Consider the following 25,758-nt stretch of genomic DNA (forward strand, 5'->3'; position numbering starts at 1 on the left):
CACCCACACCATAACCAACTCGACCCCCGCTAATGCCCGTAATCCGTTTGCTAATAACGAATATTCGTTTGTTAAGCTGCCATTCACCGTTTTTATCCGAAATTCAGCAAACTTTTGTTTGTTACTAGCCAACTTTCTTTCTCAGTCCCCGTTTCCACCAATCTGTCACCCTGGAGACGGATTCCTTGTCAACCTGTCCCCTCACCCCGAACACCAAGTAACCGCTGGATGCAGTCCGAAAAAGTCGGACAAGAGCGTATACTGCCTTTTTATGTGCTCTATAAGAAACCCGGATCGGAACAATCACCGGTCCATTTTTTGGCGGTTGTGTTTAGTTGGCGCGTGGGACGGAGAAAACGGAGAGCACCTGCTCCTCTCGCAAGACAAATAACGCTCCTGCATAACGCTATTTCGCCGTTCCGGTGCTGTTGCGGCCCAATAGCGTTACGCCATATACGCCCTAGCGTTATTGGGATTCGGAACCACCCTTTAGTTTACATAAATATTATTCTGTTAATATTATTTTACGGACCTGCGGGGAAACTCGCAAAAAATTGACCCAAACCTGATAATACGCTAAGTTTACCTTATCCAAACATAAGCTTTCATGGAACTGCTCTGGTACAGTAAGGGTGTAACCCAATACCATTGGAGGCGAAGTGGAATGTCGAATCAGACGGCGTTGCTTACACCTGTTGAGACGGATCTATACAGAAAGAACGGGTACCACATTTACAAAAAGCAAGTATTCTCCGCAGACAAACTGGCTCGATTGACCGGGTTGTTCGAGGAACAGCTGGCATTGAAGGGCAAAAAGCTCTCGGATGAACTTGATACACCGCATTTTCGCGATGAACGCCTCCTCGAGTTTCTGCTCGCGGATGAAGTGCTGGATCTGGTCGAGCCCATAATCGGACCGAATATCGGGTTGTGGTCCAGTCATTTCATCTGCAAAGATCCTCTTGTCGGCCGAGCCACACCGTGGCATGAAGACTCCGCCTATTGGAAGGGCCGGCTTACCGGGTTCACACGAATTGTTACGGTATGGCTGGCGATTGACCGAAGCAATCAAGAGAATGGCTGTATGCGGGTGATCCCGGGCACTCATGAGAATGGGTTCTCGGACTATGAAGACGTAGATGGCAGCAAAAATTTATTTTCCACCCAAATCAAGAACATCGACGAATCCAGTGCCGTGTATTTCGAGCTGGAGCGCGGAGAATGTTCCCTGCATGATAGCCGGATTATTCATGGGGCTAAAGCGAACTTGAGTCCGCATCGCCGATGCGGTTACACCATGCGGTATTTCTCCACGGAGGATAAGGTCATTCCTGAGAAAAATCCGAATTTCAAAATTTGGCTGGCACGAGGCCGTGATCTGGCTGGGAACCCATTCGTAAACGTATAAGTGGAGAGGTGAAAGGCTATGGAGCGAGGCAAGCTGACCCAACCGGAGCGACTGCTCAAAGAACAGTTCATGGAACTGAGCAAATCGTTCAACATCTTTTTGCAGCAAGTGAGTCAGCCTACCCCGCTGCATTGGCACGAATTTTATGAAATGTGCGTCATTCTCGGAGGAACCGGCACTAATGTAGTAAACGGGACGGCTCACCGCTTAACCAGGGGGAGCCTGTTTCTGTTGACTCCTGCCGATATCCATGAGATCTATCCGGATGACGGCGGCATGCTTGAGATCTATAATGTGATCTTTTCAGATGAGATGCTGAATGAGGAGCTAAAAGAATCGTTGTTCTATGGTCGGTTGGAGCATATGACCGTTTTGGATGAGGCGACCCTGCAATGGATCGAACAAGAATACGGATTGATCGAGCGCGAGACGAGAGAACGAAGATGGGGTCAGCGGTTGATTGTGAAGGGGGCATTGGAGCGGATCATCATCGCCCTTCTGCGTCAAGAGGAGCAGCCGGGCAGCTTGAGCACATCTCGTACGAACCTCGATACAATTGGAAAAGTCGGCCATACGGCGATTTCAAGAGCCCTGATCCACATCCATAACCATTTTCGGGAACCCCTTACTTTAGAAGCGGCGGCTCGTGAGGCCCGGCTCGCAGCCGGGTATTTCAGCGAGTCCTTCCGTATTGCAACCGGGTCGACCTTTCAGCATTATCTTCAGAACCTGCGCTTGGAATTCGCGGCTTCTTTGCTGCAAGCCTCCCATTTGCCGATAACTGAAATATGTCTGGCTTCCGGCTTTCGGACATTAACGCATTTCGAGCGTGTGTTCAAGGCCAAATACGGATGTTCCCCCAGAAAGTATAGGAGTTAATTATCCTCGTTCAAACCCTTTCGCAGCTGCTTCGCCTTTTTCTTATCCCCCTCCCTTATTGCCTTAAGGAAATTCGCATCTTAAGAGCTTAAAATTTCGTGTTACATATTTACTAAATCGTAGCACGGTGGTATGATTCAGCTATTAGCATACCATTGGAGGTATTTTCTTGCACATTCCTGACGGCATTCTAGATCCAAAGGTTTGGGGAGTGTCTGCTGCAGTTACGGCGGTTGTATTGGCCAAGAGCGTCCAGTATTCGAAGCAGCTGCTTGAATACCGCGCGGTCCCGATTATGGGCGTTATGGCCGCCTTCATCTTTGCTGCCCAAATGGTCAACTTCCCTATACTAGGGGCGGCTTCTTCCGGGCACCTGATCGGCGGAGCGCTTGCCGCCTTGTTGTTCGGCTTCTGGCCGGCAACATTGATCATGACTACCGTAGTCGCCATCCAAGCGATTGTATTCCAAGACGGCGGAATAACGGCACTCGGAACGAATTTGCTGAACATGGCCATTATTGCTCCCGGCGCGGCGGCTGTTGCCTTCCACTTGCTGAAGCGTCTGTCGTTTGTGCCGCGGACCGTCTCGATTTTCTTGAGCAGCTGGGTATCGGTTACACTCGTCGCCCTGATAGGCGCAATTGAATTGTCACTCTCAGGTGTTGCTCCATTCGGTACGGCAGCCGGCGCTCTACTGTTCTGGCACGCCTTTATAGGGATCGGAGAAGGGATCATTACGGTTGTCGTCATGCCGTTCGCGCTTCGTTCATCGTTTCAGTTTGCTAACAAGGAGTCGACGCAGCCATGAACAAATCCATTCGCAATTGGCTTATTATCTCGCTGATCATCGGCGGCTTCCTTTCTCTCTTCGCCTCCTCGCATCCGGACGGTTTTGAAACGGCGGGAGAATCGGTCGGTTTCATCGAACACGCGGCTAGCTACATAAGCTCTCCCCTGCCCGATTATTCCGTTCCTGGCCTCGATTCCTGGATTTCCGGAAGCATAGCCGGATTGATCGGTGTCGGAATTACATTCCTGCTCTTCTTAGTGCTGGGGAAAGTAATCGTCAGAAGGAAATGAAGCTAACGATCACATACGCGCCTCTGCGCATCTTAACTGCATTGTTGATTATAATGATGGGCGTTTCCATGAAGCATTTGGGAACGCTCCTTGCTTTTGTCCTATTCGCAGCACTTCTGCAGCTAGGGAGTCGAATCCCTGTTGCGGTGATGTGGCGGCGTCTAAAACTAGCTCTTCCATTTATGGCGTTCTCGTTTGTTTATTTTGGGTTGTTCAGCGGCGGCATGTTAGTGCACCCACTGGGCATTCCGATTTCTGTGGACGGGCTGCACCAAGCGGTAACGTACGCCTTGAGGCTGCTCGTCTCCCTTCAAGTGCTGACATTGTTGTTTTTCAACCTGTCTCATAACGAATTTTTCCAAGCGCTGCTGAAGCTGAGGCTGCCCGGCATTTTCGTCGAGCTCATCTTGTTTACCCTCCGCTTCATGAACGTGTTTCGGTCCGAAGGGGTTCAGATGCTCAGCGCCTTGAAAAGCCGTGGATTTTCGGCGGGAAGCTACTATCGGCTATCCCGTTACATCGTACTCGCTCGATTGCTTGGCAGCTTGCTGCTTCGGGCTCTGCGACGATCTGAACGAATTTATATGGGCATGATGTCGAGAAATTACCGCGGCATTCCGATGCAGCAAGAGCTCCGTCCATTACGTTCCGTCGATTGGGGCGTTATGTTACTTTGGGTGCTTCCCTGTTTGACTTTGTTTCTATTCGATTTGCGATGATAGGAGATTCCGATGGAACCGGTATTTGAATTCGATCGCGTTAGTTACCGTTATTCGAAGGAACGAGATCCGGCCCTAAACCAGATTGATTTCCAAATCCCGCTCGGCCGTAAGACTGCAATTGTGGGTCCGAACGGCGCCGGCAAATCGACGCTCATTTTTCATCTGAATGGCCTGTTCATATGCCAAGCGGGACAAGTTCGATTTCGAGGCGAAATAATTAATGCCATTAACAATGCAGGAATGGTTCGACATGTAGGGGTCGTCTTCCAAGATCCGGACGATCAGATTATCTCCATGACGGTTAGAGACGACGTAGCTTTCGGCCCTACCCAATCGGGCCTTCCTCCTGCCGAAGCGTTTCATAAGGCGGAGCAGAGTATGGAGTTGCTTCGTATCGGTCACCTAGCCGGCTTCAACCCCCATGAGCTTAGCTTGGGGCAAAAGAAGCTCGTCGCGATTGCCGGCGCCATCGCCATGAACCCCGAAGTGATCGTGATCGACGAGCCTATGGCATTCCTCGACCCGGCGGGGCAGAAACGGGTACGCGAGGTGATGGACCAGCTCTCGGCTGACGGCAAGACGGTTATTGTCGCTACCCACAGTATGCAGCTCGTCGCCGAATGGGCCGATTATGTGATTATTATGAAGGAAGGTCAATGCCTCGGCAGTATGACACCACGGGAGCTCTTTTGCGAAAACGCTCATCTGTTGGAAGAGGCGCATCTGGAGCTCCCCCCTGTCCTTCAGTTGCTGTCGGGGTTATGGAAGGAGCAGTACGGGGAAATGCCGATCAAATTGGAGGAGGCTAGGAGAGCACTCGCTAAATTGCTGAATTGATACATGCAGAACAATTACAGGAAGAAGCGCACGTTGTACTATACTCAGTGCGCAACTCCACGTCATCAGTGTCCGGTAGGCATGCTCACAAATAGCGGCTCGATTGTCCGCTCAATCTCTTTCGACTAAAACTTCACAAGCAAAGCGGTTGCGTACATCAACATAATTCCCAGCGTGACTCCGCCGAGGTTCAGCCACGACACGGACGAAACGCCTTCTTCGTTCGATTGCTTCAGGATCATTTTCGAGATGGCGTAGATAACCTGCAGGATCGCTCCGGCCCCGATGCCGAAGAACAGAGCGGCGAACGTGGGATTAAAAATAAATCCGCCTACCCATGTACCCAGAATAGCCGGCCCTCCTGCGATGACAGCCAAAGCTACAAATAGCTTCCAAGTAGGTCGTTCCTTCAACAGAGGCGATGCAATCCCAACACCTTCGGTTATATTATGCAGGGTAAATCCGATGATCAGGAACGTCCCTAACGCGGCCTCGCCTACTGCAAAGGCGGATCCGATCGCAAGACCTTCCCCGAAATTGTGAAGGCCGATCCCGGTCGCGATTTTGTAGGAAACGGTTTTCCCGGCGGAGCCGTTCATCTTCCTATCGTTGTACTGGTCCATCGCGACCAAGAACAACAAGCTTAATAAGGCGCCAATCCAGACAAGACCCGTTCCTTGAAAAACACCAGGCGCCTCGCCGGCCAGCTCAAACCCTTCTTCAAACGTATCCACCACTAAGAAGAACAGCAGCCCCACCGTTAACGCGAGTATCGCATGCATGCCGCGAGTCGTGAACCGGCGCAAGAACGGATACCACATCAACCCTAACCCGACGGGAACAACCCCTACGTAGAAGCCGATAAGCGCGTATTGGAGAAATAACTGAGGAGAAGCTTTCAGCGTATCCGTCGCAGCGACGACTTCACCGACGAAAATAAGACCATTCGAAGTGATCAGCTTGATTTCATGCGGATCTCCGTATACCCAAGGGTAAGGAATCTTGATGGTTGCAGTCTGAAACCGTTTCAGCGTATCGCTTGGCACAAATTCGGCATTCCAGAATGAGCTGTCCACAACGACTTGAGCAATCGTCACTTCTTCGGGACCCGAGTTCAATACCTTCACTTCAAATCCGTCTTGATTCAGGACGATCTTCTCGAAATTCAACATCTCGATTGGGGCGGCCGGTTCATTTTTGACGCCGGTGCCCAGGCTTGCAATAAGGACGATAATAGCGGTCAGCAGAATAATCGGGAGTGCTCCGAGCAGGATAAACTTCCCTTTGCTCCCTCTTGTGCGACTGGACACATTAACTTGCGGTTGCAGCATTCGAATCCCTCCTCTCTATTCCGCTACGAAGAAGCCCATCCAGCCGAGCTCCGCGAATTCGCTCTGATGCGCATGGAACATGTACTTGCCGGGAACGGGAAAGACGATTTCCAAGATCCCGCGCTCGCCTTGACATTGCATTATGGTGTCTGTATAGTTCGGCCGTGCTTCCGGATCCGCCCCGGTGGCAAAATAGTTGAAAAAGTTAGCATGCAGGTGAAAGGAATTGATCAGATCAAACTCGGTCAAATTGCTCAAATAGATCCGAACGAGCTCCCCTGCTTTCACTTTGATCGCCTCTTGCATATAAGCAAAGGCATATCCATTGACGGTGTATACCTCATTTTCCCCGTCCAAATCCAGATCATAGCCGTTCATCACCATGTTGAACTCTCTTGCCGCGGCTCTCGGCTTTTTCGGATCGATGATGAAGTTGCCGTACAGCCCTTTATGAATATGTCTGGCGAGTGGAGCCACATGACAATGGTATAGATGCATGCCGCCCGGTTTAGCCTCGAATTCATAAACGAACTCCCCGCCGGGAGCGATAGCTTCCAAGCCGTCCATATTCGTCGGATGGATCCCATGGAAATGAATGGAATGCGGATGAGCGGAAAGGTTCTTAAACTTGACGCGCAGCAGATCGCCTTCCGTACAGCGGATGGTCGGACCTGGAATTCTCCCGTTGTATGCCCAGCCTGGGAACTTGATGCCTTTGGAAATCTCCACCTCAGTTTCCCGCGCCGTTATTTCGTATTCCCTAAACGTTTGACCGTTCGGCAATGTGCTGACCTTTCCATAATCAAAATTCGTCAATGCATCCCATGCTGCTTTATAGCCGACGGTTTGCTCTGAGCTGGGAACGAAGCCGTGCTTCATCCCTTCATGCAATTGGGTGTTCAGTCCGGCATGAACCTGATGTTTATCCATCGCATTGGCGCTCTTCTGGAAAGAGGTTAATGAGCCAAACAGTGTACTGCTAAGTGTAGCGAAAGCCCCTACCGCACCGATTTTCAGGAAATTTCGCCTGGAGACGCTTTTTTCCTTCGCCATCCTAAATCCTCCATTCTTGTACCATGACAATACTTTTGCGTCGGGGCAAAAAAATCAATAAAAAAATTTATGTTTCCTTGTGGACAGAGTTTTTACCTCGTGCAACTTTACCTATACTATATGCCTAAGAGGTACGTTTGTAAATAGCAAAATTCCAAGCTTTGTCCAAGTGAAATTCACCTTTCACTCTCTACTCGGGCCGCTTGTGGAGCAACCCTTTCAGCAAAGGCGGGGTAACGATGGTGGAAATAATAACCACAATGATGACTGCGGTGTAGTATCTAGGCAGCAACAACCCGGCATTCAACCCGATGGAGGCAAGAATGAGCGCTACCTCGCCGCGAGAAACCATCCCCGCTCCAATAACTAGCGACGAACGCATCGTAAAGCCTGTTAATCTCGCCCCAAGTCCGGCTCCAAGCAGCTTCGTGGCTACAGCCAGGACCGTCAGGCCAAGAATCAGAACAACCTGGCTCGTCAACCCTTGGAATGTCACGGATAGGCCAATGCTAACGAAAAAGACAGGCACAAAGAGGGTATAAGCTATTGGCTCCAGCTTCTTCTCCACCTCGTGTTTGAATTCCGTCCGGGATATAGCAAGGCCCGCGGCGAACGCGCCGATAATGCCTGCAACGCCAAAGTACTCCGCGGTAAAAGCAAAGAAAAGACAAATGGCAATGGCCAAGCTCATGACTGGCTCGGATATTCTAAGCGAAGCGAGCTTTCTCATTAAGAACGGAACCCCTTTATACCCCAGAAGCCCTATAACTATAAAAAACACAATCTTTTTCCCCATGACCAGACCAAGGCTTATGTCGCTAGAAGTTAAAATACTCATCAAAACGGCTAGCGCAATCACGACAACAATGTCATCGACTAAAGCTGCGCCTAAAACGGTTGTGCTTTCTTTGCTTCTCGACTGGCCCAGCTCCTTGAACGTCTGGACCGAGATGCTCACCGACGTAGCCGATAGAAGCAGCCCCAGGAAAATCGCGTGACCGGCAGGCATCCCCATCCCGATCCCGAATAGGTAACCGCCAAGCAGGGGAAGCAATATCCCGCCTACCGCAACGGCGACGGAAGCGTTTCGACTCTCATGCAGGTCCTTCAAGTCCGTCTCAAGTCCCGCCAAAAACATCAACAGCAGCACCCCGATCTGGCTTAGCGCCTCGATGATCTCGCTGCTCTGTACCCACCCTAACATCGCGGGGCCAATAATAACCCCGACCAACAATTTACCCAATACAGAGGGTTGACCAAGCCGAACGGCTATGTCTCCTGCTAATTTCGTACTAAAAATGATAACAGCCAGTTGAAGTAGTAATTCCATCTCGCGCCCCCCCTAGTTAACCCGAAAAAAGCAAAAAGAAGCCTTGTGTGACAGGCTCCTCCCAGTGCGAAGCTATTCTTTTCATTCCTCATTATAGCTGAACAGTCTTCCCTCCACAAGCCTAAGAATGCTTCAAATGCTGCAAGGTGAGCGAGAAAATTTGCTCGATATGATCGTCGTCCAACGAATAAAATACCGTCTTCCCGGCCTTTCTCCGTTTCACAATTCTCAAATTCCGCAAATACCGCAGCTGGTGAGAAATCGCCGACTGTCCCATCTCCAGCAACACGGATAGATCATGGACGCACAGCTCCCTATTGAGCAGGACATAGATGAGCTTCGTTCGGGTCGGGTCGCCCAAAGCTTTGAAAATATCGGCCATTTCATTCGCCGTCGATGTGGAAATCATCTGCTCCTTGATGTCTTGCATATCCGGACTTGTCCCGGTACATGTATCGTCGCATGCTTCTATCGGCAATTTATTCATAATGGACACCGCCTTCGCTAAATCGTAATATTTTCAATTATAGCAAAAACGGCAGAGCGCTATCCATCGTTATCTTAACGCTTCTTCCGACGGAGACGTTGCACTAGAGCCATCAACAAGACCACTACTACCCCGATCAGCATGACCGTCCAATTCGTTGAAGGACCGGAATCCGCGTCGGCTGCCTCTGGAGTCGGTGTAGATGCACTGGATGGAGCAGGTGATACTGCAGGAGATACCGTCGGCGTTGCTGAAGCGGTTGCGGTCGGCGAAGACGATGGAGACGATGATGGTGCCAAAGTTGCAGTCGGCTGAGGCAGTTGGACGGAAAAGGTGTAGCTTCCTGAAACGGGATGTCCATCTTTCCCTACGATTTTCCAGTTTACCGAGTACTTTCCGTTCGGTAGAGCGGCTTCGAATTGAGCTTTAATGAGCGGCGAGGCGACTTGTACAGTTGTTGGTGTGAGCTTTCCTCCTTGTTCATTCAGGATCTCGACCGAGCTTAATGGCTCGATGTCCGTGTTGAACGTCAGGGTGATTTCCTTAATTGGATTTGTTTCCGTCTGATTGGCAGCTGGCGCGGATGAAGATACATTTGTATGTGCCGAAGCGATTGTTGGGAAAGCAACCAACACAATCAGAAGGAGCAACGTTTTTCTTAACATTTGCTACCCTACTTTCTATTTGTATTTGAGGAGTATTACTTCGGTTTGATTATAGCAAAGGACATTGCCGATCTTGACAACGATTATCAACAAAATTCCGAACGTTTGTCAATATGAACACTTATTCATATGAATCTTATGATATGATAATCCGGTAGAAATCTCAAACTAAGGATGTGTGGATCGTTGTACATTTATTTTTCCGAAACCTTGCTCTACATTTGCTTTGCTTTGGCAACCAGCACCGTCTTGCTTCACTTCATACCCACCGACAGAAGGCCTGCGATTCGGCTCTCTTCAACCGCGCTTTTTAATCTCATTATGGCCATTACGGCCCTCTCGTTTGTTCCGGTTGCCCGAGCAACCCTGTATTTTACCGATGAACAATTAACGTTCTGGATCGTCTTGCAGGACGTTCTGGCCGACCTGGAGTTCGGACAAGCATGGCTCGCGATCTTGTTTCAATGTACATTGATCTTGTTTGTGATGGCGTTCCGAGATATTTCGAAGCACTTGCTTCTGAATGGAGTTGTTGCGGCGTTGCTCCTCGGTGTCATTATCGCTTACGGCTGGGCGAGCCACGCCGCGGGACAATCAGAAAGCTTCGGATTTATTGCGGAATCTCTTCATCTGCTCGTCATCAGCGTATGGCTCGGTACAATTATGCTCGCAGCCTGGTTCAGCAAAGGCCCTGTGAACTTGGCGGCATTCACCAGATGGTTCAGCCCATTGTCCATCGTTTGCGTTGTTGTCGTGATAGTGTCCGGACTGACGATGATGTTCTACATTGTCCCTGATTTGGTCAGCGCCTGGGGAATATCCTATGGGCAATCGCTGCTGATCAAACATTTGCTGTTTATCCCCTTGCTGCTCTTCGGGTTGATCAACGGGTTCTTGATGAGGAGAAAGCTTCGCCAAAATCCGGATTTCGATTTTCGATCGTGGCTGCGAGTGGAAAGCTTGTTCGGCCTTCTCATCTTTATCGTCACGGCGTTTATGGGATTCCAACCTCCTCCCCACGAGACGGAAGGAGCTGCCATTCCGATTGACACGACGGCTCTTTTCCGACTTTTTCATCCCGACATCCTTGAATTCCAGCCTTTAAGCTTGGCTTGGAGCTTCCCTGCGATCCTGTTCGCGCTCCTCGGCGTGTCGGCTGCTGTAACAATGGTTGCGACTTATAGGAAAAATGCTCCTTGGGTAACAGGCGTAATCGGCCTCCTTATTCCCGTATCGGGGTTGTTGTCCATTATGTTTTTTATAGCGTAAATCAATTGACAACTTAAGCTTTCCAGAATAATATATGAGTATATATTCATATGTTAATTCGAGGTGATCAATATGCAGCAATATAAAGTGAAAGGGCTCACCTGCGGTCATTGCGCCCAAGAATTGGAGGGGCAGATTCAAAAGCTGGAGCACGGGGAACAATGTACTTTGAGCTTCAACTCGGGCAAGCTCACGCTTGATCCTAGAGTTTCTCTTGCAAAGGTGGAACAGCTATTGAAATCCGAAGGCGCGTATATTGAGAAATCCGTAGATACGCCTCCTCCTTCCTCCGGACAAAACGGTAGAAATGACGAGCACCCTCATACGCACGAGCATCATGCAGATGACGGGCACAATCACGACCACTCCCACGCTCATCATGCGGAAGAGGGACACGATCACAGCCACTCCACGACCGGCCGGATGAAACTGCTGCTTGGCTCTGCGGTTGTGCTCTATGTGGGAGGCATGTTGTTGGAGGATCGTGTCCAGGACTGGCTACCGATTGCCTTGTTCCTGGTTGCCATGGCCATTAGCGGCTACACGACTTTCATCAAAGGTGCCAAAAACCTATTTAAGCTGAAATTCAACATCGATACCTTGATGACTATCGCCCTTGTCGGAGCGATCAGCATCGGTGAATGGAAAGAAGCAACCCTTGTCGCGATCCTGTTCGGGCTCAATGAATGGCTGGAAGGGTATGGGATAGAAAAGGCGAGACGTTCGATGGAAACTCTGCTGCAGGTGGCGCCGAAGGAAGCGACAGTGCTCCGCGATGGCGGTGAAATTGTCGTTCCAATTGCCCGGCTGCAGGTCGGAGATATCGTGCTAGTCCGGTCCGGGCAAAAAATACCGTCCGACGGCGTCGTCGCAGAAGGCAAAAGCTCCGTTAACGAAGCCGCGATTACGGGAGAATCCCTTCCTGTCGAGAAGAGCAAGGATGAAGCCGTATTTGGCGGCAGCGTCAATAATGAAGGCGTCCTGAAAATCCGGATACAAAAAGCATACCAGGACTCCTCGCTCGCGAAAATTTTGCATTTGGTTGAAGAGGCACAAGAGACGAAAACCCCGACGGAGCTGTTCATCAATCGTTTCGCGAAATATTACACTCCACTAATCATGATCATTGCTTTGCTGGTCACGGTGGTCCCTCCCCTCTTGCTCGGAGGCGATTGGGGAGCCTGGTTGTATCAAGGTCTCGCCGTGCTGATCGTCGGTTGTCCATGCGCTCTTATCTTATCCTCCCCAATCGCGATCATTGCCGGAATCACAAGCAATGCCCGCAACGGCATTCTTGTGAAGGGCGGGGTGTTCCTCGAGCAGCTCGGGAAAATCACTACAATCGCTTTCGACAAAACCGGCACCTTGACGAAGGGCGAGCCGCATGTCGCGCAAGAGCTTGTCTATGATGAGCGCTTCTACCCGATTGCCGGCGCCATCGAGAAGTCGTCCTCCCATCCGCTCGCCAAAGCGATTATGAAAAAGATGGACGAACGGAATGTCGTTTTCGAAGAGCCGGAAGAGATCACCACCGTATCCGGCCAAGGAATCGTAGCCAAGATCAACGGCGCTACCTACTGGTTGGGCAATGAGAAAAACATGAAGCATCTCGCGATCTCCGCCGACGTGCAGCAAGACATCGATGCGATGAAAAACGAGGGACTCACGTTGGTGTTAGTGTCCGATGAACAAGTCGTGCTTGGGGTTTTCGGAATTGCTGACGAGATTCGCGAGGAAAGTCGAGCGGTCATCGATGCCCTCCACACGGCAGGAATTCGCGAGACCGTGATGCTGACCGGAGACCATCAGAAAACCGCTGAGAAAGTGGCAAAGGCGGTTGGCGTAAAATCCTTCTACGGCAACTTGCTGCCGGAGGATAAAGTGGCTCGCGTCAAGCAGCTTAGCGAGACCGGCCAAGTGGCGATGATCGGCGACGGCATCAACGATGCTCCGGCACTGGCTACCGCCCAGCTCGGAATCGCTATGGGCAAAGGCACCGACAGCGCCATCGAAACCGCCGATATCGTGCTCATGCAGGATCACCTGGGCAAGCTGCCGCAGGCAATCTTCATTGCGAAGCGGGTAAACCGAGTCATTAAGGCGAACATTATATTTTCATTAGGATTAAAATTGATCGCCTTGCTGCTGACGATTCCCGGCTGGCTCACGTTGTGGATTGCCATCCTCTCCGATATGGGAGCCACGATATTGGTTACGTTGTTCAGCTTGACGATTCTGATCCATAAGCAACCAAAAAAGTCCACTCAATAGTGGACTTTTTTGGTTCTATACGTCATCGGCGGGGTTAATGATAGCCAGAACCTGATGATCCTCCCACACCCCGTTGATCTTCACGTTGCTGCGGGATATGCCTTCCTTGTGGAAGCCGGCCTTCTCGAGCACGCGGATCGAGCCTGGATTCCGGGGAGAAGCTTCCCCATAGATCCGGTGAAAATGCAGCTTCTCAAACGCATACCGAACCACCTGCTTTACCGCCTCCGTCATATACCCTTTGCCGTTATAGGCTTGGTCCAGGCTATAGCCGATCATGCAGCTCTGAAGAGGTCCTCGCACCACAAACGTCAGCCCGATATGTCCGATAAGCCGCTCGTCTTCCTTGCGGCAAACTACGAAAGCATATCGATGATCTTCTTCCCGATCCGCCTTGCCTTTCACAATGCTTTGGAGCTGATACTCTTCCGTGTAATACTCCTCCGGGGTGCTTGGTGAAAAGGTTTCGAAAAACCCCCGATTGCGTTTGTACATCGCTGTCAATTGTTGGGCATCCGTCTCTTCTGGAAACCGGATATACACTTGCTGCTGCGACATCTGCACCATCCTGCCTGCTTCGAAGTTTGAAACATTATATCACAGGATGGACCGTTTCGATAATGGCACTTATACCCTTCTTCTAGCTTTGATATAATCCGCCGTTCGGAGCGCCAGCGACATGACGGTATTCGTAGGATTGCCGGCACCAGAGGTGACGAATGTGCTCGCATCGCAGACGAACAAGTTCGGGATATCGTGAGTTTGCCCGTACGAATTCACGACCGACGTGCTCGTATCCTCTCCCATTCTGCAGCCCCCCATCATATGCGCGGTGTCCGGAATGACGAAATCGACTTTGCCGCCGGCTGCTTCGAGAATCGCGCTCATTTTGCCAACCGCATGTTGGATCAGCTTCCGGTCATTGTCCCCGTAGCTGAACGTCACCTTAGCGCGCGGCAGCCCGTATTCGTCCTTCTCGTCCGTTAATGTGACCCGATTGGACGCGTTAGGCAATACTTCGCCAACCAACGTCACTCGCCCATAGTGATTGTAGTCGAGCATAGCCTCTCTCAGCCGTTCGCCCCAGATCGGACCGCCGTTTGCTTTCGAGATCCCATTCGCAAACCCAACCGGTCTGGAGCCGTGTGCATGCAGCGTGTAACCCCGGACAAAATCATTGTTCGGGTCCGTCCGGTAAAAATCCTGGGTCGTCGCCAATACGGGAGTGCCTTTGTACAGCCGAATTTCCTCATCGAATTTCGCATACACGTCCTGACTGCTGTGCACCATAATCGACTTCCCGACCCAGCCGCTGCTGTTGGCGAGCCCGTCCGGAAACTGACTGTTCGCTGAGTTGAGCAGCAGGCGCGGCGTTTCGACCACGAAGGCTGAGAGGATGACCATTTTTGCTTTCTGTTCGTACGTTCGGCCGTCATGGACAAAGGAGACACCTGTGGCTCTGCCGTCCTTCCCCATCAACACCTGCGTCACCATACAGTCGGCGAGCACCTCGGCCCCGGCTTGAATCGCCTTCGGAATATGAACGATCAAGGTGCTGAATTTCGCATCCGGCATACAGCCCTGATTGCAGAAGCCCCGATTGATGCAAGGCGGACGTCCCTCGAACGGTGCAGAAAGAATTGCAAGCGGGGCAACGGAGGAGCGAATGCCGAGCTTCTCGCAGCCGTTCATGAACATGTAGGCGTTCGGGCTTAGCGGCTCCCGCTCCGGATATGGATAAGGACCGTTATAGTCCCCCCATGGGAAATGCTTAGGTCCGGAGACGGCAATTTCTTTTTCGATGCGGGAATAATACGGTTCCAAGTCCGCATAGCCGATCGGCCAATCCTCCCCCACCCCGTCCATCGATTTAGCTTTAAAGTCTGCCTGATGAAACCGTAGAAAGACGGCTGTAAAATGAACAGTCCCCCCGCCGATCCCACGCCCGGAATTGTTGTGGCCCATCGCCAACGGGTCGCTGCCATCGACGATGCGGGTATCCTGCCAGCTCAATCGTTTCATGGACAGCTCATCGCTTGCAAAATCTTTTTGCGGATCCCGGAACGGCCCTGCCTCCAGCACAACAACGCTCATACCGGCTTCGCTCAATTCCTTGGCCAACACGCCTCCGGCAGCTCCTGCACCTACAATGACGACATCTACTTCTTCATGGGCGTATTTGCGGTTCATCATCGCTCCGGCTTCGCCTCCCAAGGATCCAATAGTCCCAGCTCCGTCCGAACATACCCCCGAGGATAAGCCGGACCGCCATAGCCGATCTCCGACCAAACCTTCGGATGCGAGCAATAGGACTCTACCGTCATATTCAACAGCTTTTTGAACAGTGCGTCCTGCGGTATTCCGCCCCAGATGGCCGGAGGAGCCGCCGCGGATTCGCTGATTTGCCGCAAAATCTGCTTCTGAAAATCGATATCCAGCTCCACGAAGGAGCTGTCGTACTTGGACCTCACCTCTTGCTCCAACGCCTCTAGCCCCGAACGGACCAGCACGGGAGCATCGGGCACGCCGACTTTACGCTGGCTTTCGCCTGGCGATTGATGAAGCGTCTGATCGATGTGGCTTAGTATGAAATCGAGCACGTCCGGCGATTCGTCATCGACCAATAGCGAGCAAATTCGCCTCAGCAGCTCGGCCTCCGCTTGGGAAAGGAAGGAGTAGCTCTCGTGAGGTCGGAGACGGGATCCAACAATGGCTTGCGTATGGGCATCCCACTCTTCCCGCTCATTCATGACGTTGTACGAAGGATAATGGGTTTGTCTAGTCATGCGGCTCACTCCTTCCAGTAAATCGCGATCAATCCGAGGACGCTAACCGCCGAGAATACGAGCGGCAATATCACCGGGGGGCCGATGAGGAAATTGCGCAACGCATATCCTCCGACGCGAATGCCGACTCCGCGAAAATGAAAATAAAAGCCGATCAACCCGTCCACCAGACCGATCCACATGAGGATCATAAACAAGGTGCTCAGCCACGATGCGTTATACATCACCAATACCAAACCTGCCAAGAAAAAAATAGGCGATGAAAGAACAGGCGCCCACATCGCTTTATGGGTGAAGCTTTGCCGATAATGAAACATCGTCACCTGAATGCCGATCAGCAGAAAAGCCAGGCTGACGAACAAGATCACGATCCGATCAAGCGACCACGAATCCCAATTCATACGAAGAACCTCTTTTCCAAATGCAGTATAGTCGTTCAAATTATGTCCGGGGCGATAGTAATCTATTCCAGAAAAAACGGCTCGAGTAATAAAGGAAATGAGGGTATGAAATACTACTTGAAAATGCGAGTAGGAGCGTTGAAGAATCGATGGTAGTGGCGCAGTTGATTGTGATGCAGCTTGCAAAATGGGGCATAGAGCGAATCTATGGTGTTGCGGGGGATGCCATATTCGGGTTGTTGGACGCGATTGCCAAGCAGAACAAGATTCGACTGATAACGGTTCGGCACGAATCCGTCGCCGCCTTAATGGCGTCTGCCGAAGCGAAGCTAACGGGCAAGCTTGCAGTCTGCATTGTGCAGATGGGACCAGGGCTTGCTAATCTTGTTAATGGCTTAGGCGACGCCTACATGGATCAAGCTCCCGTGCTGGCCATCAGCGGACAAGCTCCACTCTCCCAAATCGGGACCAAGTACAAACAATTGATTGATCAGCAATCGCTCGTGCACCCCGTGTCCCGATACAGTCAGCTGGTTGTACATCCAGACGCGGTTGCCGACTCGTTGAAACAAGCGATGCTCACTTCCGTCCTGCAGCGAACGGTATCTCACTTGTCCATCCCCGAGGACTTATTCGGGATGATCGCCGCTGGGCAACTGGTTGATCGTCCTCAAATTACTATTCCATCACCTGTAGATGATGCTTTGCAACCCCTGCTTCAAATTATGCACTCGGCTAAGCAGCCCATGATTCTTGTCGGCGAAGGCGCCAGATCCTCTCGGGAATCGATCTGCGCATTGGCTAAACTATGGGGGTGCGGAATCGCGACCGGGTATGGAGCCGTGGGGGTAATTCCGGATTCGGAGCCCGCTATGTTAGGGGGACTGGGCAAGGGTGGAAACTCTTATCTAACCGAACTGTTCCAACAGGCGGATGTCGTCCTAGCCGTTGAAACTACATGGTGGCCGGCTGGCCAAGCCCCCGTCTTGGCGCGAGTCCTTCAGATCGCCAAACATCAGGTAGACATCGGGGCTGGACTTCCGACTGAGCACGGAATTTTGGGTGATCCTTCGATCGTCATGCCTAGGCTCGTAAACGGTCTCGAATCCTATGCAGGGAACCAAGCTTGGATCAAGCAAGTTCAGATGTGCAAGAGGACATGGTCCGTGCACAACGAGTCGGAGCGAAATCTCTTGGCTTCCACCGGCTCCTCCCTGCACCCGGCATCCGTGATTAGGTTAATCGAGTCCTGTTTGGCGGAGGACGCCATCGTTACGTTAGATGAAGGCGACTCCACCTTATGGTTCCTCAGACATTTTAGAAGCGCCAATCAGAAGGTGTTGCTCTCGAGCCGTTGGCGAACGATGGGGTTCGGGTTGCCCGCCGCTTTGTCCGCCAAGCTAAATTCACCGGAAAAGCAGGTCCTCTGTATTACAGGAGATGGCGGATTAGGGATGGTGCTGGGGGATTTGATTACAGCCGTTCGATACAGCCTTGCGATTACAGTGGTTGTGTTTACCAACGGGGCGCTGCAGATGGAGGCGGATAAAATGGTCATGAAGAGGCTGCTGCCGGAGGGAACGGAGCTGACCAATCCCGATTTTGCCAAGGTAGCGGAAGCTTGCGGTTGGACTGCTTACCGGGTAAATTCGGAAGCGCAATTGCATGTCGCTTTGCAACAATCGCGAGCCAGCCATCTCCCCGTGTTGATTGATGCGGCTGTAGCCCGGATCCCTTATCCAGAATTCACATCCCAACTAGAAGAGGTGCGCCTATGATGTCATCGAACCAAATGTCGAATGCTAATCCCCAGCAGTCCGCCTTACAGCCAGCCCCTCCCTATCCCGCTCAACATCAGGCTCAGCAGCCCGGGCTTGAATCGCTGATGAACCCACGCCCAGTTTATGAGAATCCGAATTATAAGGCAAGCGGCAAGCTGTTGGATAAAGTGGCGATCATCACCGGCGGCGACAGCGGTCAAGGGAGAGCCATCGCCGTTGCCTTTGCCTCGGAGGGGGCCGACGTTGTTATAGTTTATTTGAACGAGGATGCGGATGCGGCGGAGACGAGACAAGCGGTGCAACAGAAAGGCCGACGCTGTCTGACGATCGCAGGCGATATCGGCGGCGAACCGTTCTGTCATCACGTCGTGCAGCAAACGATCGAGCAATTGGGGAGGCTGGATATTCTCGTCAACAACGCCGCTGAGCAGCATGTGCAGACCCGCTTGGAGAACATCACTTCCATCCAGATGGAGAAAACGTTCCGGACCAATTTCTACTCGATGTTCTACTTGTGCCAAGCCGCACTGCCGCACATGAAGCCAGGCAGCACGATCCTCAATGCGGCCTCCTTGACCGCTTATGAAGGAAACGAACAGCTAATCGATTACTCCGCCACGAAAGGCGCGATCGTTGCGTTCACCCGCTCGTTGTCCAAAGCTTTGATCGGTCGCGGCATTCGAGTCAACGGAGTCGTCCCCGGAACGATATGGACCCCGCTCATCCCTGCCTCCTTCCCAGCCGACCAAGTCGCGAACTGGGGCGGAAAAACGCCGATGAAACGGGCCGGACAGCCGTATGAGATCGCCCCGGCTTATGTCTACTTGGCCTCAGACGACTCTTCTTATGTAACCGGTCAGTTTATTCATGTAACCGGCGGTGTGATTACGAACGGGTAAGAAAAAAACACCTAGGGCAAGCTTCCGCTCCCAGGTGTTTTTAAATATTAGTGAAACATCCAACCGCCGTCCACGTTCAAGGTTTGACCGGAGATGAAGTCGCTGTCAGGAGAAGCCAGGAATACGAAGGCGCCTACGATATCGCTTGCCAGCTCGCGGCGTTGGAAACATTGAAGAGCTAACAGCGCGCTCTCCGCCTTCTCCAGCTCTAGGGGATCGACCTTCTCCTCCTCCGATTCGGTCTTGACTGCGCCTGGCGAGATGCAATTCACCGTAATGCCGTATGCTCCCACTTCCCGGGCAAGCGCGCGGGTGAAGCCGATGACAGCGCCTTTGGACGAAACATAATGCAGAAAGTTTCGTTGACCGGTGTAAAAGGTAACTGATGTCACGTTTACGATTTTGCCATACCCTTGCTGCTTCATGTAGGGAAAGGCCGCTTTCGCGCATAAGAAAGGGCCGCGTGCGTTGATGCCCATTACCCGATCCCACTCCTCGGTGGAGATCTCGTGCCATGCCTTTCGTGGATCGACCGCCGCATTGTTGACTAAGATGTCAATCGTTCCGAAGCGTGAAGCGGCTTGGTCCATCATGGCCATCACCTGTGTCTCGTCGGAAATGTCCGTCTGATAAAAGGCGGCCTCGCCACCTAATTGAGTGATTTCCTCCACCAGGAGGGCTGCCTGCTCAGGAAAGGAACGATCGACAATCGCCACCTTGGCGCCTTCCCGGGCATACCGCTTCGCGACAGCGGCGCCGATCGATCGGGCTGCCCCAGTCACGACGGCTACTTTGCCTTGAAGTTTCATAGTCTCACACCCCTTCTCTTCTCTAAATAAAGTTGTCGTCGAACGGATACATCGGTCTTGGGATATGGCGGAACGGCAGCCCATGCAGATTAGCTGTGCTTGCGCCCGGCGTATCCAGAATGAAAATATGCTCGGACAGCTTCTCGTATTCGAACCTGAACTGAGCAGCCGACTTGACCAGAACGAAGTCGGCATTCGCCGGCTCCAAGCCTACGCTGCGATACATAGCCGGGTCGCCGGTGAACACGGACTGTTCGATGAGCAACAGCGACAGGGTACCGATGGCGATGACCGCGGAATGCCCCATCTGGGCTTCGCTGCCCGGGACGAATCCGCCGCTGTATTGAAAGCGTCCGTCGCTTATTTTCACCACGGTGCCTTCGATCTCCAGCGGCTCTCCGAAATCGGTGCTGACGGAATGACCGACGCGCAACCGGACCGTACGCCCCTCTCCGGCGGCGACAGCAACACGAGCCGCAGCGGCGTCGAATAGAGACAGCTGTGCGCGCAGCCACTGGTCCGCGTCAAGCCGCAGCAGCTCGCGCAGCACGTAGTTGCTGTCGCCTGGCGACCCGGCGCCGGGGCTGTCGGCGGAATCGGACACGATCACCGGTCCGCTCGGGTTTTGGTCACGGATGAAGTCCAACACTCGTCCAACCGAGTATAGCTCTGCGTCGAACGAGCTCCTTTTGTCCCAGAAGAGACGAGCGAGAAGTTCCGCTTCCTCCTCCGCATCGGCTTGCTGCTCGCGTTCTCCGATCACGACGACCGAGCAGCCCATCTCCTTCACATCCAGCCAAGGCTGTACGGCGAATAATGATGTAATCGTCGATCGGCCGGTCCGCTCCCCCTCCTCCGCTTGCTGCCACAGCTCACGCATCGGGCCGCGGGATGTCATATGATTCTCCGCCTGCACGATCATCGGCACTTTGCGGTAAGCGATAACAGGATGACGTTTGCCCTCTATGATGTCGAACAACAAGTGAGCGGCGCGATACCCGGTCTCCCAGTAATCGACGTGCGGAAATGTGCGGTAGCCGACTAGCGCATTCACACTGGAAATGATCTTCTCCGTCACATTGGCATGTGAATCAAGCGTGACTACGATCGGCATCTCCGGGCCTGCCATCTCTCGAACGGCCGCGAGCAGCTCGCCGCACAGGTCGTCTTCGTCCTCGCCCGACCATGCGCCGTGCAGGGTCAGGAAAATGCCATCGCACCCCTTGGCTAGGCGAGCTTGAATTCGCGGGTACAGCAACCCGGTAAGCGCTCCTACGGTAGCCCGCGGGATTCTTCCCGAAGAGGTGGCCGAAGCCGCGGCCATCGTCGGCAGCAGGTTCGCACCACGCTCCATAGCGGCCTTCATCAGCCCTCCGTATTCATTCCGGCCCTTGCTTGCCGACAGCTCTTCATCGACGAGCACATAGTTTTGCACAAAATCATCCATTCCACTTCTGGCGATACTGAACGTATTCGATTCTTGAATGATGCCTCCGAAAATGACTCTGGGCACACTATTATGCTTCGAACTTTGGCTCATATAACTGGCTTCCTTTCCCCGTTGCGGACGAAATTAACCCCAGTATAATTCAGCTTGATAAGATTGTCTACAATATTACAATTCGGGCGCCATAGCGTTATTGGGGTTTGGAACCGCCTTTTCGAGGGGAGCAAACAAAGAGCCTGTCCACATGGACAAGCTCTCCTCATTAAAATCGAAACGTATCGTCCGTAATCGGAGCGACCTTCGCCACGGCGTAAGTCGAACCTTTCTGCGAGAAAAAATCGTAGGTCGAGCCTTCGTTCCGGATCCCGTTCATGACGATCGGGTTCACTTCCTCCTCCGGGAACATCACCTCGAAGCCGATGTTCATCAGCGCTTTGTTCGCGTTGTAGCGAACGTAGCTTTTCACATCCGGGCTCAGTCCGGTTTCGGCGTACAGATCGTTAGTATAGTTCATCTCGTTGTGATACAGATCCAACAAGAACTCATACCCCCAGACGGTCAACTGCTCCTTCTGCTCCGCAGTGAACTGCTTGAAGCGGTGCTGCGCGAAAAATCCGATCGCAACTCCATGAATCGATTCGTCCCGGAGGATGAGCGAGATGACTTCCGCGCTGTTGCGGAGCACTCCCTGCCCGCCCAAGTAGAGCGGATAGAAGAAGCCCGAGTAGAACAGGAACGATTCCAGCATTACCGAGGCGAACATCGCCTTCCACAAGGAGACGGGATCGTTCTCCTCGATCGCCAAGTAGACGTCGCTGATTCGTTTGGCTTTATATTGCAAGTATTCGTTGCGCTTGACCCAATCGAAGACGTTGTCGATCTCGCCGTTCGTGCAAAGCGTAGTGAAAATGTAGGAGTACGACTTGGCATGAATCGCCTCGAACGAAGCGAACACGGTGTACAAAGCTTTCTCTTGCAAGTCAGGCGCATGCCGCGCGATCTCGTTCATACCGATATTCGTTTGGATCGTATCCAGCAGCGTCAGACCGCCGAACACCTTTTTGTACGTATCTTGATGGGAAAAATCTTGCCACTGCTTAATATCTTTACTGACCGCGATTTCTTCCGGAAACCAGATTTGCTTCCACTGTTGGTCCCAGAACACTTTGGTCAGCTCGAGTTGGTTTCGGTTCCAGTTGACCGCCTCGAACGGCTTTAGATCGAACATGATACACACTCCTCAATGGTCTGCAAGCGCTGGCGCACGTAATACACCGTCTTGATGCCTTTCACCCATGCGTAAATGTAGAGACGGGCAAGACGCTCGGTCGTCCACTGGTCGGTCACGTACAACGTCATCGAGATCCCTTGATCGATATGCTTCTGAGCGGCCGCATACATATCGATCATCCGGAATTGGTCGATATCGTAAGCTTCCTTGTACAGCGACACATTGTCGTTGTTCAGGAACGGCATCGGATAAATCGTGCGGCTGTCGGCGTAATCGCGAATCTCGACCTTCTCCGTACAAGGGGCCATGGATGCCGTGCTGTTGCGGATATAGGAAATGCTCCCCGTCGGCGCAATAGCCAACCGGTAAGAGTTGAACAGGCCGTGCTCCATCACTTGTTCCTTCAAACTAACCCACATCTCGCGGGTAATGAGCGGAACATGCCCCAATGCCTTCAAGACTTCGTCAGACAAGGCGTCCTCGGATTTAGAGACATAGGTGTCAAAATACGTGCCGTTCGCATAATCGCTCTGCTCGTAACCATGGAACGTCTCTCCTTTTTCCCTGGCAATCTTCATCGAAGACTGCAGCGAATAATAATTGAGCGCCTCCATGAACTTGTCGACGAACGCAATGGACTCCGGCGAACCGTATAAGAGTCCTTGCGATACCAAGTGGCCGTGCAAATTCATGACGCCGAGCCCGACCGAGTGCATGCAGCGATTCGCCTTGGCTACAGAAGGCACGTTCCGGATATCGGTCATCGTCGACACGTTGGTCAGCAGGCGCATGGCTGTCTCGATCAACTGCTCGAAATTCGCGTCCCGCGTTGCTTTATGGATATCTACAGAGCCCAGGTTGCAAGAAACGTCCAGGCCATAGTCGTTTTCGGTGCCATGGTTGTTGATGATGCTTGTTTCTTGCACTTGCAGAATTTCCGTACACAGGTTGGACATCTTCACGCGTCCCAGGTTGCGAAGCGCATGGCTCTCGTTCACGTGGTCGTCGAACACCTCGAACGGATAACCGGACTCGAACTGCGCCTTCTTGACTTCCGTGTACAATTTGCGAGCGTTGATTCGTTTGATCTTGCGAATGTTAGGATTATCAAGCAACTCATAGTACATGCTGCTGATGCTGATCTCGGACATCCGTTTGCCGTATTCCTTGTAGATGTCGTACGGGCTGAAGAGCACCATGTCTTTGTCCCGCTTCATGAGCTCGAAGAAGATGCTAGGGACAATGATGCCGGTCGATAGCGTCGCCAAACGGATCTTGTCGTCGGCGTTCGGTTTCTTGGCGGAGATGAAGTTCTCGATGTCGGCGTGGAAAATGTTCAAATAGATCACGCCGGAGCCGTTGCGTTGGCCGAGTTGGTTCGAATACGAGAACGAATTCTCCAGCAGCTTGGCTACCGGCATAACGCCGCTCGCGCGGTTGAGAATGCCCTTGATCGGATCGCCGAGCGGACGCAGGTCGGTGACATTGACGCCAACGCCCCCGCCCAGGCGCGACAGCTCCAGGCAGTAGCCGATATTCTCGGCGATGCTGTTCATCGAATCGTCCATCGTCAGCTTGAAGCAGCTGACCAATTCCCCGCGGGCCATCTTGCCGCTGTTCAGCGCAGTTGGCGTAGCCGGCTGATACGCCGACATCATCGCCTCAACCGCTCGCTCGGCCAGCTGCTCGTCCCCTTGAGCCAGATACAAAGCCGTGATGACGATCCGATCCTCGTACTTCTCGAGAATTTCCTCGCCGTCACGGCTCTTCATCGCGTAGCTCTCGTAAAATTTGCTGGCGCTCATAAACGAAGGGAAGCGGAATTTGTAGGCATACGCTTTCTCATACAACCCTTTGATGAACTCCATCTTGTACTGCTGGATAAATTCGGGTTCATAGTAGCCTTCATCTACCAGGTAGCGGATCTTCTCTTCCGTGTCGATAAAGTAGCGGAGCTTCACGTTCACATGCTCCAGGAAATAGCGTCGCGTCGCCTCTTTATCTTTGATCAGATCAAGCTTCCCCGTCCGGTTGTATTGATTCAATACTTCATTATTCAGCTTCAAATAAGACTTCATCCAACGAGCTCCTCTCGAAAACATTGCTCATAATACTGATGGATCGCCTCATAGTCCTCCGAGAAGCCGCGCATGTCGACTTTGCGCACCAATGGGATTTGCCACTGCTGCGAAATCGCATCGCCGGCCTTGCCGAAGACTTGATGGCCGAAATTGCTGTTGCCGCTTACGATGACGCCTCGGCAATGTGCACCGTTCCGATCCAAGAATTGTCTGACCTTCTGGGGAATTTCGCCCAGTCCATCTGTGTAGGTGAAGAGCAGGAACGGCTCCTCCAGCGTCACATCCGCCTCGATCTCCACGGCGGGCAGCTGCAGCCGGTTTACGATATAACGGACATTTCCGGTTCGGCTGGCGTATGCGATCATACGGCCATCCGCTCCATCTGTTTAACCATCTCGTTCGGATCGAATATGTATTGGCCGTCGACTTCCATCACCGGTACACTCATCACGCCGGCTTCTACAAGTCTATCATGCGCCGCAGCATCATGGTCGATGTTCACGATCTCAACCTCCAGGCCGGAGCGTTGCACCTCCGACTTGATCCACAGGCATTTCGGGCAAATCGTCTTGGTATACAGCTTCATTAGTAGTTCCTCCAGTCATATGTGTAAGTCCGAAATTGAAAAAATACCCTCGACTCCAAGGGTGTGTCGAACGAAGAGCGGCTGGATTGCGGCAGCAGCAAGCCGACGCGAAAGCGCCACCATGTTGCCGGACAGCTCGTCCTGTTCGTTCCACTCCTCAACCCCGGTGAAATGCAATCGTCGTTTCGGTCGGGCACCGAACCGAAGCTAGTATGTAAATTTGGAATAAACCGATTGTAGCACAATGCGAACCACATTCCAAGATACAGTATATAACCGTTGAATTTGTTCCGAATAGACGCAAGATGTTGATTTCCTTATGCAGAGCCGAATAATGATTTGTCTAGTATGCAAGCCATAGAAATAAACTATATCAAGCTATAGAAATTGTGTATTTCCTGATAT

Annotated in this window: 25 protein-coding genes; 10 read left to right on the top strand and 15 right to left on the bottom strand. The window is 52.2% G+C overall.

The genetic code is table 11. From position 1 onward, the window contains the following. The first annotated feature begins 664 nt into the window (after nucleotides 1-664). The 6 genes from PKO02S_RS22430 (at nucleotide 665) to PKO02S_RS22455 (ending at nucleotide 4,926) form a co-directional block, all read left to right on the top strand. On the top strand, nucleotides 665-1,408 hold the full coding sequence (locus tag PKO02S_RS22430; RefSeq protein WP_127586371.1) for a phytanoyl-CoA dioxygenase family protein: 744 nt from the start codon (nucleotides 665-667) through the stop codon (nucleotides 1,406-1,408). A gap of 18 nt (nucleotides 1,409-1,426) precedes the next feature. Then, nucleotides 1,427-2,287 (top strand): AraC family transcriptional regulator, encoded by an 861-nt coding sequence (locus PKO02S_RS22435; protein WP_127586373.1) that lies wholly within the window; start codon nucleotides 1,427-1,429, stop codon nucleotides 2,285-2,287. Between the two features lie 169 nt (nucleotides 2,288-2,456). Continuing rightward, the gene (locus tag PKO02S_RS22440; protein ID WP_127586375.1) at nucleotides 2,457-3,095 is read left to right on the top strand and encodes an energy-coupling factor ABC transporter permease; all 639 of its coding nucleotides are present in this window, start codon (nucleotides 2,457-2,459) and stop codon (nucleotides 3,093-3,095) included. Then, complete coding sequence (locus PKO02S_RS22445) at nucleotides 3,092-3,367, top strand: PDGLE domain-containing protein (RefSeq protein WP_127586377.1); 276 nt, start codon at nucleotides 3,092-3,094, stop codon at nucleotides 3,365-3,367. Before PKO02S_RS22440 ends, PKO02S_RS22445 begins: the two co-directional genes overlap by 4 nt. Further along, nucleotides 3,364-4,086: a cobalt ECF transporter T component CbiQ gene (gene cbiQ / locus PKO02S_RS22450; RefSeq protein ID WP_127586379.1), complete on the top strand. Its 723-nt coding sequence runs from the start codon at nucleotides 3,364-3,366 to the stop codon at nucleotides 4,084-4,086. The genes PKO02S_RS22445 and cbiQ overlap by 4 nt, the downstream gene beginning before the upstream one ends. Nucleotides 4,087-4,098: 12 nt before the next feature. Continuing rightward, the gene (locus PKO02S_RS22455; protein WP_127586381.1) at nucleotides 4,099-4,926 is read left to right on the top strand and encodes an energy-coupling factor ABC transporter ATP-binding protein; all 828 of its coding nucleotides are present in this window, start codon (nucleotides 4,099-4,101) and stop codon (nucleotides 4,924-4,926) included. Between the two features lie 125 nt (nucleotides 4,927-5,051). On the opposite strand, the gene PKO02S_RS22460 is transcribed toward PKO02S_RS22455, so the two are convergent. The 5 genes from PKO02S_RS22460 to PKO02S_RS22480 all read right to left on the bottom strand — a co-directional run bounded on the left by PKO02S_RS22460 (nucleotide 5,052) and on the right by PKO02S_RS22480 (nucleotide 9,792). Next, nucleotides 5,052-6,257 carry a ZIP family metal transporter gene (locus tag PKO02S_RS22460; RefSeq protein ID WP_127586383.1) on the bottom strand — a complete coding sequence of 402 codons (1,206 nt, stop codon included), beginning with the start codon at nucleotides 6,255-6,257 and terminating at the stop codon, nucleotides 5,052-5,054. A 15-nt stretch (nucleotides 6,258-6,272) separates the two neighbouring features. After that, nucleotides 6,273-7,136, bottom strand: coding sequence for a multicopper oxidase domain-containing protein (locus PKO02S_RS22465; RefSeq protein WP_373865231.1), 864 nt, complete (start codon nucleotides 7,134-7,136; stop codon nucleotides 6,273-6,275). A gap of 364 nt (nucleotides 7,137-7,500) precedes the next feature. Then, nucleotides 7,501-8,640 (bottom strand): cation:proton antiporter, encoded by a 1,140-nt coding sequence (locus PKO02S_RS22470; protein WP_127586387.1) that lies wholly within the window; start codon nucleotides 8,638-8,640, stop codon nucleotides 7,501-7,503. 121 nt (nucleotides 8,641-8,761) lie between these two features. After that, entirely contained in the window at nucleotides 8,762-9,127 is a 366-nt protein-coding gene (locus PKO02S_RS22475) for an ArsR/SmtB family transcription factor (RefSeq protein WP_127586389.1), read from the bottom strand. Between the two features lie 74 nt (nucleotides 9,128-9,201). Continuing rightward, nucleotides 9,202-9,792 carry a copper resistance CopC family protein gene (locus tag PKO02S_RS22480; protein ID WP_127586391.1) on the bottom strand — a complete coding sequence of 197 codons (591 nt, stop codon included), beginning with the start codon at nucleotides 9,790-9,792 and terminating at the stop codon, nucleotides 9,202-9,204. A 186-nt stretch (nucleotides 9,793-9,978) separates the two neighbouring features. On the opposite strand from PKO02S_RS22480, the gene PKO02S_RS22485 reads away from it, so the two are divergent. Both PKO02S_RS22485 and PKO02S_RS22490 read left to right on the top strand, forming a co-directional pair. Next, nucleotides 9,979-11,061, top strand: coding sequence for a CopD family protein (locus PKO02S_RS22485; RefSeq protein WP_164821609.1), 1,083 nt, complete (start codon nucleotides 9,979-9,981; stop codon nucleotides 11,059-11,061). A gap of 72 nt (nucleotides 11,062-11,133) precedes the next feature. Beyond that, nucleotides 11,134-13,332: a heavy metal translocating P-type ATPase gene (locus tag PKO02S_RS22490; protein ID WP_127586395.1), complete on the top strand. Its 2,199-nt coding sequence runs from the start codon at nucleotides 11,134-11,136 to the stop codon at nucleotides 13,330-13,332. Nucleotides 13,333-13,347: 15 nt separating this feature from the next. On the opposite strand, the gene PKO02S_RS22495 is transcribed toward PKO02S_RS22490, so the two are convergent. The 4 genes from PKO02S_RS22495 to PKO02S_RS22510 all read right to left on the bottom strand — a co-directional run bounded on the left by PKO02S_RS22495 (nucleotide 13,348) and on the right by PKO02S_RS22510 (nucleotide 16,519). Next, the gene (locus PKO02S_RS22495; protein ID WP_127586396.1) at nucleotides 13,348-13,890 is read right to left on the bottom strand and encodes a GNAT family N-acetyltransferase; all 543 of its coding nucleotides are present in this window, start codon (nucleotides 13,888-13,890) and stop codon (nucleotides 13,348-13,350) included. A gap of 69 nt (nucleotides 13,891-13,959) precedes the next feature. Then, nucleotides 13,960-15,525 carry a GMC family oxidoreductase gene (locus PKO02S_RS22500; RefSeq protein ID WP_127586398.1) on the bottom strand — a complete coding sequence of 522 codons (1,566 nt, stop codon included), beginning with the start codon at nucleotides 15,523-15,525 and terminating at the stop codon, nucleotides 13,960-13,962. Then, nucleotides 15,522-16,118, bottom strand: a complete 597-nt coding sequence (locus PKO02S_RS22505) for a gluconate 2-dehydrogenase subunit 3 family protein (RefSeq protein ID WP_127586400.1) — start codon at nucleotides 16,116-16,118, stop codon at nucleotides 15,522-15,524. Before PKO02S_RS22505 ends, PKO02S_RS22500 begins: the two co-directional genes overlap by 4 nt. A 5-nt stretch (nucleotides 16,119-16,123) precedes the next feature. Then, entirely contained in the window at nucleotides 16,124-16,519 is a 396-nt protein-coding gene (locus PKO02S_RS22510; protein ID WP_127586403.1) for a hypothetical protein, read from the bottom strand. Between the two features lie 149 nt (nucleotides 16,520-16,668). On the opposite strand from PKO02S_RS22510, the gene PKO02S_RS22515 reads away from it, so the two are divergent. Both PKO02S_RS22515 and PKO02S_RS22520 read left to right on the top strand, forming a co-directional pair. After that, complete coding sequence (locus PKO02S_RS22515) at nucleotides 16,669-18,297, top strand: thiamine pyrophosphate-binding protein (protein WP_127586405.1); 1,629 nt, start codon at nucleotides 16,669-16,671, stop codon at nucleotides 18,295-18,297. A gap of 14 nt (nucleotides 18,298-18,311) precedes the next feature. Continuing rightward, complete coding sequence (locus PKO02S_RS22520; protein WP_127586431.1) at nucleotides 18,312-19,199, top strand: SDR family oxidoreductase; 888 nt, start codon at nucleotides 18,312-18,314, stop codon at nucleotides 19,197-19,199. A gap of 47 nt (nucleotides 19,200-19,246) precedes the next feature. On the opposite strand, the gene PKO02S_RS22525 is transcribed toward PKO02S_RS22520, so the two are convergent. The 6 genes from PKO02S_RS22525 to PKO02S_RS22550 all read right to left on the bottom strand — a co-directional run bounded on the left by PKO02S_RS22525 (nucleotide 19,247) and on the right by PKO02S_RS22550 (nucleotide 25,353). Next, entirely contained in the window at nucleotides 19,247-20,008 is a 762-nt protein-coding gene (locus PKO02S_RS22525; protein ID WP_127586407.1) for an SDR family NAD(P)-dependent oxidoreductase, read from the bottom strand. A gap of 22 nt (nucleotides 20,009-20,030) precedes the next feature. Continuing rightward, nucleotides 20,031-21,548, bottom strand: a complete 1,518-nt coding sequence (locus PKO02S_RS22530) for a M81 family metallopeptidase (RefSeq protein WP_127586409.1) — start codon at nucleotides 21,546-21,548, stop codon at nucleotides 20,031-20,033. A gap of 169 nt (nucleotides 21,549-21,717) precedes the next feature. Further along, the gene (nrdF, locus tag PKO02S_RS22535) at nucleotides 21,718-22,683 is read right to left on the bottom strand and encodes a class 1b ribonucleoside-diphosphate reductase subunit beta (RefSeq protein ID WP_127586411.1); all 966 of its coding nucleotides are present in this window, start codon (nucleotides 22,681-22,683) and stop codon (nucleotides 21,718-21,720) included. After that, on the bottom strand, nucleotides 22,671-24,764 hold the full coding sequence (gene nrdE / locus PKO02S_RS22540) for a class 1b ribonucleoside-diphosphate reductase subunit alpha (protein WP_127586413.1): 2,094 nt from the start codon (nucleotides 24,762-24,764) through the stop codon (nucleotides 22,671-22,673). The genes nrdF and nrdE overlap by 13 nt, the downstream gene beginning before the upstream one ends. Beyond that, a complete protein-coding gene (gene nrdI / locus PKO02S_RS22545; protein WP_127586414.1) occupies nucleotides 24,761-25,132 on the bottom strand; it encodes a class Ib ribonucleoside-diphosphate reductase assembly flavoprotein NrdI in 372 nt (123 codons plus the stop codon). The genes nrdE and nrdI overlap by 4 nt, the downstream gene beginning before the upstream one ends. Then, nucleotides 25,129-25,353: a glutaredoxin family protein gene (locus PKO02S_RS22550; RefSeq protein ID WP_127586416.1), complete on the bottom strand. Its 225-nt coding sequence runs from the start codon at nucleotides 25,351-25,353 to the stop codon at nucleotides 25,129-25,131. Before PKO02S_RS22550 ends, nrdI begins: the two co-directional genes overlap by 4 nt. Nucleotides 25,354-25,758: the final 405 nt, after the last annotated feature.

The organism is Paenibacillus koleovorans NBRC 103111, from assembly GCF_004000845.1.
Classification (GTDB): Bacteria; Bacillota; Bacilli; order Paenibacillales; family NBRC-103111; genus Paenibacillus_AA; species Paenibacillus_AA koleovorans.

Excerpts from the sequence above, each read along its gene's own strand:
- PKO02S_RS22515 (WP_127586405.1), top strand. The coding sequence starts at position 16,669 with ATGGTAGTGGCGCAGTTGATTGTGATGCAGCTTGCAAAATGGGGCATA.
- PKO02S_RS22445 (WP_127586377.1), top strand. The coding sequence starts at position 3,092 with ATGAACAAATCCATTCGCAATTGGCTTATTATCTCGCTGATCATCGGC.
- PKO02S_RS22470 (WP_127586387.1), bottom strand. The coding sequence starts at position 8,640 with ATGGAATTACTACTTCAACTGGCTGTTATCATTTTTAGTACGAAATTA.
- cbiQ (WP_127586379.1), top strand. The coding sequence starts at position 3,364 with ATGAAGCTAACGATCACATACGCGCCTCTGCGCATCTTAACTGCATTG.
- PKO02S_RS22525 (WP_127586407.1), bottom strand. The coding sequence starts at position 20,008 with ATGAAACTTCAAGGCAAAGTAGCCGTCGTGACTGGGGCAGCCCGATCG.
- PKO02S_RS22460 (WP_127586383.1), bottom strand. The coding sequence starts at position 6,257 with ATGCTGCAACCGCAAGTTAATGTGTCCAGTCGCACAAGAGGGAGCAAA.
- nrdI (WP_127586414.1), bottom strand. The coding sequence starts at position 25,132 with ATGATCGCATACGCCAGCCGAACCGGAAATGTCCGTTATATCGTAAAC.
- nrdE (WP_127586413.1), bottom strand. The coding sequence starts at position 24,764 with ATGAAGTCTTATTTGAAGCTGAATAATGAAGTATTGAATCAATACAAC.
- PKO02S_RS22505 (WP_127586400.1), bottom strand. The coding sequence starts at position 16,118 with ATGACTAGACAAACCCATTATCCTTCGTACAACGTCATGAATGAGCGG.
- PKO02S_RS22465 (WP_373865231.1), bottom strand. The coding sequence starts at position 7,136 with ATGAAGCACGGCTTCGTTCCCAGCTCAGAGCAAACCGTCGGCTATAAA.
- PKO02S_RS22500 (WP_127586398.1), bottom strand. The coding sequence starts at position 15,525 with ATGATGAACCGCAAATACGCCCATGAAGAAGTAGATGTCGTCATTGTA.
- PKO02S_RS22490 (WP_127586395.1), top strand. The coding sequence starts at position 11,134 with ATGCAGCAATATAAAGTGAAAGGGCTCACCTGCGGTCATTGCGCCCAA.
- PKO02S_RS22550 (WP_127586416.1), bottom strand. The coding sequence starts at position 25,353 with ATGAAGCTGTATACCAAGACGATTTGCCCGAAATGCCTGTGGATCAAG.
- PKO02S_RS22480 (WP_127586391.1), bottom strand. The coding sequence starts at position 9,792 with ATGTTAAGAAAAACGTTGCTCCTTCTGATTGTGTTGGTTGCTTTCCCA.
- PKO02S_RS22430 (WP_127586371.1), top strand. The coding sequence starts at position 665 with ATGTCGAATCAGACGGCGTTGCTTACACCTGTTGAGACGGATCTATAC.
- PKO02S_RS22455 (WP_127586381.1), top strand. The coding sequence starts at position 4,099 with ATGGAACCGGTATTTGAATTCGATCGCGTTAGTTACCGTTATTCGAAG.
- PKO02S_RS22435 (WP_127586373.1), top strand. The coding sequence starts at position 1,427 with ATGGAGCGAGGCAAGCTGACCCAACCGGAGCGACTGCTCAAAGAACAG.
- PKO02S_RS22530 (WP_127586409.1), bottom strand. The coding sequence starts at position 21,548 with ATGAGCCAAAGTTCGAAGCATAATAGTGTGCCCAGAGTCATTTTCGGA.
- PKO02S_RS22495 (WP_127586396.1), bottom strand. The coding sequence starts at position 13,890 with ATGTCGCAGCAGCAAGTGTATATCCGGTTTCCAGAAGAGACGGATGCC.
- nrdF (WP_127586411.1), bottom strand. The coding sequence starts at position 22,683 with ATGTTCGATCTAAAGCCGTTCGAGGCGGTCAACTGGAACCGAAACCAA.
- PKO02S_RS22520 (WP_127586431.1), top strand. The coding sequence starts at position 18,312 with ATGTCGAATGCTAATCCCCAGCAGTCCGCCTTACAGCCAGCCCCTCCC.
- PKO02S_RS22510 (WP_127586403.1), bottom strand. The coding sequence starts at position 16,519 with ATGAATTGGGATTCGTGGTCGCTTGATCGGATCGTGATCTTGTTCGTC.
- PKO02S_RS22475 (WP_127586389.1), bottom strand. The coding sequence starts at position 9,127 with ATGAATAAATTGCCGATAGAAGCATGCGACGATACATGTACCGGGACA.